Annotated in this window: 11 protein-coding genes; 2 read left to right on the forward strand and 9 right to left on the reverse strand. The window is 71.0% G+C overall.

Annotated features, from left to right (window positions below):
• Positions 1 to 36: 36 nt before the first annotated feature.
• From pdxT to pgsA, 7 genes are all read right to left on the reverse strand, one after another.
• Complete coding sequence (gene pdxT, locus ACH4UM_RS10450; protein WP_398176171.1) at positions 37 to 645, reverse strand: pyridoxal 5'-phosphate synthase glutaminase subunit PdxT; 609 nt, start codon at positions 643 to 645, stop codon at positions 37 to 39.
• A gap of 27 nt (positions 646 to 672) precedes the next feature.
• Positions 673 to 1,587, reverse strand: a complete 915-nt coding sequence (pdxS, locus tag ACH4UM_RS10455) for a pyridoxal 5'-phosphate synthase lyase subunit PdxS (RefSeq protein ID WP_398176173.1) — start codon at positions 1,585 to 1,587, stop codon at positions 673 to 675.
• Positions 1,588 to 1,853: 266 nt separating this feature from the next.
• Positions 1,854 to 2,231, reverse strand: coding sequence for a hypothetical protein (locus ACH4UM_RS10460; RefSeq protein WP_398176175.1), 378 nt, complete (start codon positions 2,229 to 2,231; stop codon positions 1,854 to 1,856).
• A gap of 249 nt (positions 2,232 to 2,480) precedes the next feature.
• Positions 2,481 to 3,023 carry a hypothetical protein gene (locus tag ACH4UM_RS10465; protein ID WP_398176177.1) on the reverse strand — a complete coding sequence of 181 codons (543 nt, stop codon included), beginning with the start codon at positions 3,021 to 3,023 and terminating at the stop codon, positions 2,481 to 2,483.
• A gap of 136 nt (positions 3,024 to 3,159) precedes the next feature.
• Positions 3,160 to 4,323 (reverse strand): glycosyltransferase family 4 protein, encoded by a 1,164-nt coding sequence (locus ACH4UM_RS10470; protein ID WP_398176179.1) that lies wholly within the window; start codon positions 4,321 to 4,323, stop codon positions 3,160 to 3,162.
• Positions 4,320 to 5,249 carry a phosphatidylinositol mannoside acyltransferase gene (locus ACH4UM_RS10475; RefSeq protein WP_398176181.1) on the reverse strand — a complete coding sequence of 310 codons (930 nt, stop codon included), beginning with the start codon at positions 5,247 to 5,249 and terminating at the stop codon, positions 4,320 to 4,322. The genes ACH4UM_RS10470 and ACH4UM_RS10475 overlap by 4 nt, the downstream gene beginning before the upstream one ends.
• Positions 5,246 to 5,977 (reverse strand): phosphatidylinositol phosphate synthase, encoded by a 732-nt coding sequence (gene pgsA, locus ACH4UM_RS10480; RefSeq protein ID WP_398176183.1) that lies wholly within the window; start codon positions 5,975 to 5,977, stop codon positions 5,246 to 5,248. The genes ACH4UM_RS10475 and pgsA overlap by 4 nt, the downstream gene beginning before the upstream one ends.
• A 230-nt stretch (positions 5,978 to 6,207) precedes the next feature.
• On the opposite strand from pgsA, the gene ACH4UM_RS10485 reads away from it, so the two are divergent.
• Positions 6,208 to 8,415, forward strand: coding sequence for an elongation factor G-like protein EF-G2 (locus ACH4UM_RS10485; protein WP_398176185.1), 2,208 nt, complete (start codon positions 6,208 to 6,210; stop codon positions 8,413 to 8,415).
• A 181-nt stretch (positions 8,416 to 8,596) separates the two neighbouring features.
• The gene (locus ACH4UM_RS10490) at positions 8,597 to 10,264 is read left to right on the forward strand and encodes a hypothetical protein (RefSeq protein WP_398176187.1); all 1,668 of its coding nucleotides are present in this window, start codon (positions 8,597 to 8,599) and stop codon (positions 10,262 to 10,264) included.
• A 30-nt stretch (positions 10,265 to 10,294) separates the two neighbouring features.
• On the opposite strand, the gene ACH4UM_RS10495 is transcribed toward ACH4UM_RS10490, so the two are convergent.
• Both ACH4UM_RS10495 and thrS read right to left on the reverse strand, forming a co-directional pair.
• Positions 10,295 to 10,852, reverse strand: coding sequence for an HIT family protein (locus ACH4UM_RS10495; RefSeq protein WP_398176189.1), 558 nt, complete (start codon positions 10,850 to 10,852; stop codon positions 10,295 to 10,297).
• An 85-nt stretch (positions 10,853 to 10,937) separates the two neighbouring features.
• Positions 10,938 to 12,914: a threonine--tRNA ligase gene (thrS, locus tag ACH4UM_RS10500; protein ID WP_398176191.1), complete on the reverse strand. Its 1,977-nt coding sequence runs from the start codon at positions 12,912 to 12,914 to the stop codon at positions 10,938 to 10,940.
• Between the last annotated feature and the right edge of the window lie 21 nt (positions 12,915 to 12,935).

A 12,935-nucleotide genomic window follows, 5' to 3' on the forward strand; every position in this document is an offset into this window, starting at 1 on the left:
CGCGTAACCCATCTCTGCAACGAACTGCCAGAGATCCTACAAGGACTCCGGTGTCCGGTTGGCGCGCACCATGTCGACGAACAGGGAGTGCACACGGTGGTCGCCGGTCAGTTCCGGATGGAACGACGTGGCCAGCGCGTTGCCCTGACGGACCGCGACGATGTGGCCGTCGTGCTCGGCGAGCACCTCGGCCCCGGCGCCGACGGACTCGACCCAGGGGGCGCGGATGAAGACGCCCTCCACAGGATCGCCCTCGATGCCGGTCACGTCGACCGCTGCCTCGAAGGACTCGTTCTGCCGCCCGAAGGCGTTGCGGCGCACGATCATGTCGATGCCGCCGATGGTCTCCTGGCCCGAGCGTGGGTCCAGGATCTTGTCGGCGAGCATGATCATGCCCGCGCAGGTGCCGTAGACGGGCATGCCGTCGCGCACGCGCGCGCGGAGGGGGTCCATCACTCCGAAGAGGACGGCCAGTTTGGAGATGGTGGTGGACTCGCCGCCGGGAAGGACGAGGCCGTCGACCTCGGCGAGCTCTTCGGGGCGCCGCACCGCCCTGGCCACGGCGTCGGCCGCGGCCAGGGCGATGAGGTGCTCCCGTACGTCGCCCTGGAGGGCCAGGACGCCTATGACGGGTGCGTCAGTCATGTGTTCGTGCGGTCCTCGGGAAGTGGTTTACCAGCCGCGGTTGGCGTAGCGCTCGGTCTCGGGGAGCGTGTCGCAGTTGATGCCGACCATGGCCTCGCCGAGGTTGCGGGACGCGTCCGCGATGATCTTCGGGTCGTCGTAGAAGGTGGTGGCCTTCACGATGGCGGCGGCGCGCTTGGCCGGGTCGCCGGACTTGAAGATGCCGGAGCCGACGAAGACGCCCTCGGCGCCGAGCTGGCGCATCAGGGCGGCGTCGGCCGGAGTGGCCACGCCACCGGCGGAGAACAGCACGACCGGGAGCTTGCCGAGCTCGGCGACCTCCCTGACCAGCTCGTAGGGGGCGCGCAGCTCCTTGGCGGCGGCGAACAGCTCGTGGTTGTCGAAGCCGCGCAGCCTGGCGATCTCGTTCTTGATCTGGCGCAGGTGACGGACGGCCTCGACGACGTTGCCGGTGCCGGCCTCGCCCTTGGAGCGGATCATCGCGGCACCCTCGGCGATGCGGCGCAGGGCCTCGCCGAGGTTGGTGGCGCCACAGACGAAGGGGGTGGTGAAGGCCCACTTGTCGGAGTGGTTGACCTCGTCGGCCGGGGTGAGGACCTCGGACTCGTCGATGTAGTCCACGCCGAGGGACTGCAGGACCTGGGCCTCGACGAAGTGACCGATGCGGGACTTGGCCATGACCGGGATGGAGACGGCGTCGATGATGCCCTCGATCATGTCCGGGTCGGACATGCGGGCCACGCCGCCGTCCTTGCGGATGTCGGCCGGGACCCGTTCCAGGGCCATGACGGCGACGGCGCCCGCGTCCTCGGCGATCTTCGCCTGCTCCGGCGTGACGACGTCCATGATCACGCCGCCCTTGAGCTGCTCGGCCATGCCGCGCTTGACACGGGCGGTGCCGGTCTCGGGGGTCTGGGCGGAGTCGGAAATCGTGGTGGACACGGGTGACCTCACTCGGGGAAAAGAGGGTTTGATGCAGCACTGAGGAAACGCGAGTGGATCAGTCCACGGCAAGGGCCAATGGGAAGCCGGTGGATCCTTTTCCCCCCGCGGCCCCGAACCGGGGTCCCGTGCGCGGTGCGGTGGCGTGCGCGCCCGCGTGGCCGCTCAGCGCGCCACCGCACCGCCTCGTATCTCCCGGGACGGGCTCAGGCGTGGGGCCCACCCGCCACGGGCACACACGGAGGGGCCCCATGACTTGCTTCGAATCACGCCGTATCCCCCGATGCGATACGTTCCCCCATGCCGCCCGGGGCGGCATCCATCCGACCGTGGTCAGCGGTCGCGGCCGCCACGATCGCACAACCCGGGTCGCGCGGCCACCGCAATCGGGGCGCGCCCATCCGGATGGTGTCGCAGACCACCGCGTGCAGACGCCGGCCGTGTACGTCGGTCATGTGCAGGCCGGCGCCGTAGTCGGTGCGCGCGGGGTGCGGTGGCCGCACGTCGATGCTGGGTTCGAGGTCGGGCTCCATGGCGCAGTATCCGCGCACGGCACGCGACGCCGGGTGGAAGAGGGGGTACTCGATGGTGTGGCCGGGGTTCAGCACCAGCCGGACGGGCGTGGACTTCTCCGGCTCCGACAAGACCGGCGGCACCCGCTGCGAACATGCAGCCCCACGCCCGCCCGGGCCAGGGCGGCACACACGGCACGGGCCCCGGACAGCACGCCTGGTGCTGTGACCGGCAAGGTTCACCGGCTCGCGACGCCCGGCACGGCACCTCGCCACCTTGTCGCATCACCCGAGTACATCCAGTACGCGGACGATGCTCCGCCTTGCGATGCACCGCACCGGACGCCGGGAGCTATCCGGCACACCCTTCCGGTCACAGCACTAGGCCGCCCGGTCCACCAGTGCCGCCGGCGGTTCGTCGTCCATCTCGAAGGCCATGGGGAAGGGGGCGTGGCCGGCCAGGCGGAACCAGCGGACCTTGCGGTGCTGGCGGAGTCTGCGGGCGGCGCCCACCGCGTCGTTGTGGAAGCGGCGGGCCATCGGCACCCTGCGCACGGCCTCGGTCAGCTCTCGCGCCGCCCCCTCTCCCCCGGGCGCCTCACGAACCGCCTCCACCTGCGGGGCCTCGGCGAACACGGCCCGCAGCGCCTGGCTCAGCTCGCTCTCGGCGACCTCTCGCTGCTCCTCCTCGGCCTGCCGGGCGGCGTGTGCGGCCTCGTAGAGCACGATCGAGGCGGCGGGGTCGAGTACTCCGGAGGTGGCGAGCTCCTGGGCCACCGAGGCGCGGCGCAGCAACTGGGCGTCGAGCGCGGCGCGGGCGGCGTCGATACGGGCGTGCAGCCGGTCCAGCCGTCCCGCCGTCCAGCCCAGGTACAGGCCGACGGCGACGAGCGCGACGAGGATCCAGATGAGGGTTGCGGTCACGGGCGGCAAGGCTACCGGGGCGCTCCGCCGGTTCGGCCGGGCCCTGTGCCGTGGGCCGGGTGACCGTCCCTGCGGACCGCCGCCCCCGGGCCCGCGCCATCGGCCCGACCGGCCTCGTGAACGGCCTCGTGCTCCCTCAGTCCCGCGCCAGCCCCAGTCGCGCCCGCAGGCCCGTCGCCCGCTCGTCCGTCGCCACCGCCGCCGCGCCCGCCGTCACCGTCTCGTACACCGAGAGGATGTCCGCGCCGACCGTCGACCAGTCGAAGCGGCGTACGTGGGCGCTGCCGCGCTCGCGCAGTTCGGCGCGGCGTTCGGGGTCGGCCAGGAGGCGTACGGCGGCTTCGGCCAGGGCGTCCGCGTCCTCGTTGGTGAACAGCTCGCCGGCCTTGCCCTGGTCCAGCACCTGGGCGAAGGCGTCCAGGTCGGAGGCGAGGACCGGGGCGCCGGCGGACATGGCCTCGACGAGGATGATGCCGAAGCTCTCGCCGCCGGTGTTGGGGGCCACGTACAGGTCGATGCTGCGCAGGAGGCGGGCCTTGTCCGCGTCGCTGACCATGCCGAGGAACTCAACGCGCGAGCGCAGCTCCTTCGGCAGGCGCTCCACCGCCTCCTCCTCGTCGCCCCGGCCGGCGACCAGCAGCCGGGTCTGCGGGCGGGCGGCGAGGATCTTCGGCAGCGCTCCCATCAGCACCGGCAGGCCTTTGCGGGGCTCGTCGATGCGCCCGATGAAGCCGATGGTGTCGCCCTGCCACTCCGGCCTGGGCTCGGCCTCGGCGAAGAAGTCGACGTCGACGCCGTTGGGGATGACCACCGCGTCACCGCCGAGGTGTTCGACGAGCGTACGGCGGGCGTACTCGCTCACAGCGATCCGCGCGCTGATCTTCTCCAGGGCGGCCTGGAGGATCGAGTACGCGGCGATCATCGCGCGCGAGCGCGGGTTGGAGGTGTGGAACGTGGCGACGATCGGGCCCTGGGCCGCCCAGCAGGTCAGCAGGCCCAGCGACGGCGAGGTCGGCTCGTGGATGTGGATCACGTCGAAGCGGCCCTCGTGCAGCCAGCGCCGCACCCGGGCCGCCGACAGGAACCCGAAGTTCAGCCGGGCCACCGAGCCGTTGTACGGGACCGGCACCGCGCGGCCGGCCGAGACGACGTACGGCGGCAGGGGGGTGTCGTCGTCGGCGGGGGCGAGGACGGACACCTCGTGGCCGAGGCGGATGAAGTACTCGGCGAGGTCGCGGATGTGGAACTGGACGCCGCCCGGCACGTCCCAGGAGTAGGGGCAGACGATGCCGATCCTCACAGGGTTCCCTTTCCGGCGCTCTCGGGGTCCCTCGCGGGATCGAGGTCGGCGAGCCACAGCCGCTGCAGCATGTGCCAGTCCTCCGGATGGTCGGCGATGCCGGTGGCGAAGGCATCGGCCAGCGCCTGTGTCATGACGGACGTCTTCTCGGCCCGCGTACCTGTCTCGGGCACCTCGATCGGGGGGTGCAGGCGCCCCTGCATGACGGGTGAGTCGTCGTACCAGAGAGTGACGGGCAGCAGCAGGGCGCCCGTCTGCTGGGCGAGCAGCGCGGGCCCGGCGGGCATCCGGGCCGTCTCCCCGAAGAACTTCACCTCGACGCCGGAGGCGGACAGGTCGCGGTCGGCGACCAGGCAGACCAGCCCGCCGTCGCGCAGCCGCCGGGCCAGGGTGCCGAAGGCGGTGCCGCCGCTGTGCGGCAGGACCTCCATGCCGAGGCCCTCCCGGTAGGCCACGAACCGGTCGTAGAGCGTCTCGGGTTTCAGGCGCTCGGCGACCGTGGTGAAGGGCGTTTCCAGCTTGGTGGTGACCCATGCGCCGGCCAGGTCCCAGTTGGCCAGGTGGGGCAGGGCGAGGACGACGCCCCGGCCGGCCGCCAGGCCGTCGGTCAGGTAGTGCAGGTCCTTGGGGGCGAAGCCCGTGCGGACCCGCTCCGCGCTCCAGGACGGGAGGCGGAAGGACTCCATCCAGTAGCGCAGATACGACCGCATGCCCGCGCGGGAGAGCTCCGCGAGGCGCTCGGGCGTCGCGTCGGGCACCACGCGCGCGTAGTTGCTCTCAAGGCGCTGCACGCCCTTGCCGCGGCGCTTCCAGGCGAGGTCGGCGATGGCGCGGCCGAGTCGTACGGCGGCCGGTTCGGGGAGCTTCTTCACGGTGCTCCAGCCGAGGCCGTACAGCGCGTCGGTGAGACGCTCCCGGGCACTCATTTCGCCGCCTCGCTCCCCCGGGCCTCCTGCCGGGCCGCCTCGGCCTCCGCCTCGGCCGACTCCCGGCGGACGGTCACGACGCGCTGGATCAGCGTGACGAGGCTGCCCGCGGCCACGATCCACAGGGCGACGGGCAGCAGGTACTGGATGCCGGGCACGCCGAACCTGTGCAGCCCCGCGAGGCCCGCGGCGACCAGCGAGATCACGAGGCGTTCGGCGCGTTCGACCAGCCCGTTGACGGCGACCGGCAGGCCGATCGACTCGCCGCGGGCCTTGGTGTACGACACCACCTGGCCGCTGGCCAGGCAGAAGATCGACACCGCGCACAGCACGTTGTCGTTGCCCTGGCCCGCGTACCACAGGGCGAAGCCGCCGAAGATGGCGCCGTCGGCCACCCGGTCGAGGGTGGAGTCCAGGAAGGCGCCCCAGCGGCTGGAGCGGCCGAGCTGGCGGGCCATGTTCCCGTCGACGAGGTCGGAGAACACGAACAGCGTGATCACGACCGTGCCCCAGAAGAACTCGCCCCGGGGGTAGAAGACCAGCGCGCCCGCGACCACTCCGGCCGTGCCGATGAGCGTGACCGTGTCGGGGCTCACGCCCCGCCGGATGAGAAACGCGGCGAACGGTGTGAGGACACGCGTGAAGAATGCACGCGCGTACTTGTTCAGCATGGCCTTCCCGAGGGTCGGTGTCGCCGGGCGGCCCCTGCTGGCCACCGGCGGGCCCAATCGTAGCCACGCGCGCGCGTGTGCGACGGCCGGGCACCCGCACCCCTCGCGAGCAGCACCGGCGGACGGCGCGCGAGTGCCGGTGGGCGGCGGGATCGGGTCCTTCGTATGGACGCAGCGTGACGGGAGTGGAAAGCTCGAAGAACCGCGGGCGTCGCAGGAGCCGCCAGTGCACGCGGTGCCGCGTGTCCGCGCCCACAGTGACCTCACCGTCAACGGGAGGCAGGATCATGGGCGACAAGGTGCAAACACACCCCGGAGCCGCCGGCAGGGCAATGGCGGCCGACCACCCCGCGTCCGTGCGGAATGTGGTGCTGGTCGGCCACTCCGGATCGGGCAAGACGACTTTGGTGGAGGCTCTCGCGCTGACCGCGGGAGCGGTGAACCGGGCGGGCCGCGTGGAGGACGGCGGCTCGGTCTCGGACTACGACGACATCGAGCACCGGCAGCAGCGCTCGGTACAGCTCTCCCTGGTGCCGGTCGAATGGGACGGCATCAAGGTCAACCTTCTGGACACCCCCGGCTACGCCGACTTCGTCGGGGAACTCAGGGCCGGTCTGCGTGCGGCGGACGCGGCCCTCTTCGTCGTCTCGGCCTCCGACGGCGTGGACGGCTCGACCCGCGTGGTGTGGGAGGAGTGCGCGGCCGTCGGCATGCCGCGCGCCATCGTGATCACGCACCTGGAGGCTGCCCGTGCGGACTTCGAGGAGATGACGCGGGTGTGCGCGGAGGCGTTCGGCGCGGACGACCCGGACGCGGTGCTGCCGCTGTATCTGCCGCTGCACGGGCCGCAGGGGCCGGACGGGCACGCGCCCGTGACCGGGCTGACCGGGCTGCTGACACAGAAGCTGTTCGACTACGCCTCCGGGGAGCGCAAGGAGTCCGAGCCCGGCGAGGACCAGCTGCCGCGGATCGAGGAGGCCCGCAACAGGCTCATCGAGGGGATCATCTCCGAGAGCGAGGACGAGACCCTCATGGACCGCTACCTCGGCGGTGAGCAGGTCGACCTCAAGACGCTCGTCCAGGACCTGGAGCGGGCCGTCGCGCGCGGGGTCTTCTTCCCCGTCCTGGCCGCCGCGCCCGCGGCCGAGGGCGCCAAGCAGGGCCTGGGCACGGTGGAGCTCCTGGAGCTGATCACCGGCGGATTCCCGACGCCGCTGGAGCGCGAGACGCCCGGCGTGACCACGATCGACGGCAAGCCGCGCGAGATCAGGGCGTGCGATCCCGGCGGGCCGCTGGTCGCCGAGGTCGTGAAGACCTCCTCCGACCCCTACGTCGGCCGGGTCTCCCTGGTCCGCGTCTTCTCCGGCACCCTGCGCCCCGACGAGACGGTGCACGTCTCCGGGCACGGGCTGGCCGACCGCGGGCACGAGGGCCGTGCCCTCCACGAAGCCGACGAGCGCATCGGCGCCCTGTCCACACCGTTCGGCAAGCAGCAGCGCCCGGTGACGCACGTCGTCGCGGGCGATCTCGCGTGCGTGGCGAAACTGGGCCGCGCCGAGACCGGCGACACGCTCTCCGCCAAGGACGATCCGCTGCTGATGGAGCCGTGGCAGATGCCCGACCCGCTGCTGCCGCTGGCCATCCAGGCGCACAGCAAGACGGACGAGGACAAGCTCTCCCAGGGGCTGTCCCGGCTCGTGGCCGAGGATCCGACGATGCGGCTGGAGCAGAACCAGGACACTCACCAGGTGGTGCTGTGGTGCCTGGGAGAGGCCCACGCGGACGTGGCCCTGGAGCGGCTGCGCAGCCGGTACGGCGTCCAGGTCGACGTCGTGCCGCACCGGGTCTCCCTGCGGGAGACGTTCGCGAACAGGGCGGCGGGGCGCGGCCGGCACGTCAAGCAGTCCGGCGGGCACGGGCAGTACGCGATCTGCGAGATCGAGGTGGAGCCGCTGCCTGGCGGCTCGGGCATCGAGTTCGTGGACAAGGTGGTCGGCGGTGCGGTGCCTCGGCAGTTCATCCCCTCGGTGGAGAAGGGCGTAAGGGCCCAGGCCGCCAAGGGAGTCGCCGCCGGATACCCGCTGATCGACGTCCGGGTCACGCTGCTGGACGGCAAGGCGCACTCGGTGGACTCCTCCGACGCCGCGTTCCAGACGGCGGGCGCGCTGGCGCTGCGGGAGGCCGCGGCCGGCACGAAGATCCATCTGCTGGAGCCGGTGGCCGAGGTGAGCGTGCTGGTCGGCGACGAGTACGTGGGCGCCGTGATGAGCGACCTGTCCGGACGGCGCGGCCGGGTGCTGGGCACCGAGCAGGTGGGCAGTGGACGCACACTCGTACGGGCCGAGGTGCCCGAGATCGAGATCGGCCGGTACGCGGTCGACCTGCGGTCCCTGTCGCACGGCACGGCCCGCTTCGACCGCCGCTACGTCCGGCACGAGCCGATGCCGCCCCAGGTCGCGGACCGGGTCCGTCAACAGGAGCGCGAAGCCTCGTAGTTGTCACGCCCGGCGCACAACCGGGCGGCTGCGCGGTGCTTCGGAACCCTTCCTTCCGAACAGGCGGGCGGCTTGGGCCGTCCGCCTCCGGACGCCGGTGGGTGCGGATACGCTGATGACCTGATCAACAGGTGTGCGGGGCAGGGAAGTCGGGAAGGCCGCAAGGGCAGGTGCGGCGGCAATGGGGGCGGCAGTGACGGACGGATTCGATTTCAGTCCCGGGGCGCAGGTGCCCCTGTCCGGTTCGGCGGGGCAGACGGCGGCGACGTACGCGCTGGCCTCGGCGGCGTACCGGGACGACGAAGTGACCAAGATCCTGGCCGCGGACAACGAGTGGCACCAGTCGGCGGTCGGTCTGCCGCGCCCATGGGCGCGGATCTTCCGCCCCAGGTTCGGCGAGGCGTTCTCCCGCGCGGTGATCGACCGGATGCTGGGCGCAGGGCGCAAGCCGCTCATCCAGTCATTCGGCCTCGAGCCCCAGGTGGTCGTGGAGCACTGCCTGGCGGCCCACCGCATCCGCCGCGAGCGGGACAACTGGCTCACGGCGGTGACGGTGCTGTGCGGGGTGCTGTTCCTGCCCGGCTTCCTCGTGTGGTTGCTGGTGTTCACGCTGCGCACCACCGTCAGCAGGCGGGAGGACAAGAGGGCCGGTGCCCTCGGCACCACGCTGCTGGTCGCGATGGGCGCCCTGGCCGTGCTTTTCCTGATCAAGATGCCGTTCCACGGCTTCTGGGCGTGGTACGCACGCGCGGCGGTCGTCATGCCGGTCGTCGGCTGGTTCTGGGCCAAGCAGATCTGCGAGCGCACGGCGCGCGACCTCAGGGAGCGCTGGGAGAGCCTGCTGGCCGGCGGCGGAGTGGGGGCCAAGATCCCCGAGGCGGTGCCCGGGAACCCCGGCGACGCGGCCGAGCAGGTGCGCAAGGAGCTCGCCCGGCTCAGCGCCGAGCAACGGTCCAACTCGGTCTTCTACGCCGGGCCCAAGGGCATACTCGGCATGGGCACCCGGTGGGGCAGCTGGCAGCTGGCCGAGGACCTGGTCTCCGCCGAGCCGGGCAAGGACTTCCACCCGTTCCGCAGCTGGGACGTGATCGTCGCGATCCAGGGCGGCCTGGGCATGCTGGAGCGCACGCCGATCAACACCGGCGGCTTCCCCAAGCCGTCCATCACGCACTGGATCGTCACGCCGATCGGGGAGAACGCCAAGGAGGTCTCCCGGCCGAGCGGCACGGACGTCGACACCTACACGGTCAGGACGCACGCCATACAGGACATCTGCAACAAGCAGCAGTTCGGCAGCGGCGACCGGCACTACCTCGGCGTGCAGTGGACGCTGTGGGACGGCCACCTGGTCATCACCATGCTGATCACCGTGACGGTGCTGCACGACACCCTGCGCATCGAGGTCACCGGGCACGCCCTCGGTCCGGTCAACCCCCTGTTCAACGAGAAGCCGGCGGCCAGGGAGAAGGAGGTCCAGAAGGCGTTCCGGTTCTGGGAGACCCGCAAGGTCAGGCTGCCCCTGATCGACGCCGACGAGGTGGTGCGGCTCGCCGCCCGCGCCCCGCTCACCGCCTACCCACCGCTGCTGAACTGGCTCGGCGGCAGCCTGACCCTGCCCGAGCCGTTCGGCCTGCGGCACGCCTGGGCCGACCAGCCCTGGCGCCACCGCTTCATGGCCGACGACGCACTGCGCGCCGCCACTCCGGTGCTGCGGGTGGTGCACGCGGCGGCGCTCAGGGTCCTGAAGGACAACGGCGTCGATGTGACGAAGTTCGGCTCCCGCTCGTCGGCCCTGAGCGGGGCGATCCAGGAGGCGATGCCCAAGAAGGCCGACCTGTACGACGCGTGAGACGCACGCCCGGCGTGCGCCCCGGTTCCGCTACGCGGGCCAGGCCTCCGCGAGCATCTTCCTGGTGTCGGCCAGGAGTTGCGGCAGCACCCTGGTGTGGCCGACCACCGGCATGAAGTTGGTGTCGCCGCCCCAGCGGGGCACGATGTGCTGGTGGAGATGGGCGGCGATGCCGGCTCCGGCGACCGCGCCCTGGTTCATGCCGATGTTGAAGCCCTGGGCGCCGGAGGCGGTGCGCAGGGCCGTCATGGCCTGCTTGGTCAGCTCCCCCAACTCGGCGGTCTCCGCCTCGGTGAGGTCGGTGTAGTCGGCGACGTGCCGGTACGGCACGGTCATCAGGTGCCCGCCGTTGTACGGGTAGAGGTTGAGCACGGCGTACACCTGCTCACCGCGCTTGACGATCAGGCCGTCCTCGTCGGACTTGGCCGGGATGGAGCAGAAGGGGCAGCCGTCGCCGACCCCCGGACCGGTCGGCTTGTTCTCGCCCTGGATGTAGGCCATCCGGTGGGGCGTCCACAGGCGCTGGAACGCGTCCTGCGTCCCCACTCCGATCTGCTGCTCCGGCTCACTCGTCATGCTAGGCAGCATATGGCTTCACGCCCTGGCACAGGGCAAGGCCCCCGGTGGGATGAGATCACCGGGGGCCGCCCACAGCCGCTGTCGGTAGCGCGGCTCAGACCTGAGTCCGCTCCTCGACGACCTTCACGATCTTCGCGATGGCCTCGTCGAGGGGGATGCCGTTCTCCTGGGAGCCGTCGCGGTAGCGGAAGGAGACGGCGTTGTTCGCCATGTCCTCGTCGCCCGCGATGACCATGAACGGCACCTTCTGCTTCTGTGCGTTGCGGATCTTCTTCTGCATCCGGTCCGAGGACGAGTCGACCTCGACCCGCAGGCCCTTCCTCTTCGCGGCCGCGGCGAACTTCTGGAGGTAGTCCACGTGCGCGTCGCCGATCGGGATGCCGATCGCCTGCACCGGGGCCAGCCACGCCGGGAACGCGCCCGCGTAGTGCTCCAGCAGGACCGCGAAGAAGCGCTCGATGGAGCCGAACAACGCGCGGTGGATCATGACCGGGCGCTGCTTGGAGCCGTCCGCGGCCGTGTACTCCAGGTTGAACCGCTCGGGCAGGTTGAAGTCCAGCTGGACCGTCGACATCTGCCAGGTGCGGCCGATCGCGTCCTTGACCTGGACGGAGATCTTCGGGCCGTAGAACGCGGCGCCGCCCGGGTCGGGGACCAGCTCCAGACCCTGCTTCTCGCCGACCTGGCGCAGGACCTCCGTGGCCTCCTCCCACACCTCGTCCGAGCCGACGAACTTCTCCGGATCCTTGGTGGACAGCTCCAGGTAGAAGTCGGTCAGACCGTAGTCGCGCAGCAGGTTGAGCACGAAGGTGAGCGTCTTGTCGAGCTCCTCGGCCATCTGCTCGCGGGTGCAGTAGATGTGCGCGTCGTCCTGGGTGAAGCCGCGCGAGCGGGTCAGGCCGTGCACGACGCCCGACTTCTCGTACCGGTACACGGTCCCGAACTCGAACAGGCGCAGCGGCAGTTCGCGGTAGGAGCGGCCGCGCGCGTCGAAGATCAGGTTGTGCATCGGGCAGTTCATGGGCTTGAGGTAGTAGTCCACGCCCTCGTCGAGCTGCATGGGCGGGTACATGCCGTCGGCGTACCAGTCCAGGTGGCCCGAGGTCTCGAAGAGCTTCCCCTTCGTCGCGTGCGGGGTGTAGACGAACTCGTAGCCCTCCTCCTCGTGGCGGCGGCGCGAGTAGTCCTCCATGACCCGGCGGATCGTGCCGCCCTTGGGGTGGAAGACGGCGAGGCCGGAGCCGATCTGGTCGGAGATCGAGAACAGGTCCAGCTCGTTGCCCAGCTTGCGGTGGTCGCGCTTCTCGGCCTCGGCGAGGAAGTCGAGGTACTGCTTCAGCTCGTCCTTGGACGGCCAGGCGGTGCCGTAGATGCGCTGGAGCATCGGGTTCTTCTCGCTGCCGCGCCAGTAGGCGGCCGCGTTGCGCATCAGCTTGAACGCCGGGATGAGGCGGGTGGAGGGCAGGTGGGGACCGCGGCAGAGGTCCTTCCAGCACAGCTCGCCGGTCTTGGCGTCCAGGTTGTCGTAGATGGTCAGCTCGCCGGCGCCGACCTCGACGTCCGCGCCGTCGTCGCTGGAGGCGGAGCCCTTGAGGCCGATCAGCTCCAGCTTGTACGGCTCGTCGGCCAGCTCCTCGCGGGCGGCCTCGTCGGTGACCACCCGGCGGGAGAACCTCTGCCCGCGCTTCTGGATCTCCTGCATCTTCTTCTCGACGGCCTTGAGATCCTCGGGCGTGAACGGCCGGGCGACGTCGAAGTCGTAGTAGAAGCCGTCCCTGACCGGCGGGCCGATGCCCAGCTTGGCCTCGGGGAAGATCTCCTGCACGGCCTGCGCCATCACGTGCGCGGTGGAGTGGCGCAGGATGTTCAGGCCGTCCTCGGAGGAGATCTCGACGCCCTCGACGGTCTCGCCGTCCGCCACCTCGTAGGTGAGGTCCTTGAGCTCTCCGCCCACGCGCGCGGCGACGATCGAGCGCTCGCCGGCGAAGAGGTCGGCGGCCGTAGTGCCCGTCGTCACCACGCGCTCTTCCCGCTCGGAATCGCGTTGGATGACCACACGGACGTCTGACACCGGTCTCTCCTGACTGCAGGT

Origin of the sequence: Streptomyces sp. NPDC020801 (genome assembly GCF_044334385.1) — a bacterium.
Classification (GTDB): Bacteria; Actinomycetota; Actinomycetes; order Streptomycetales; family Streptomycetaceae; genus Streptomyces.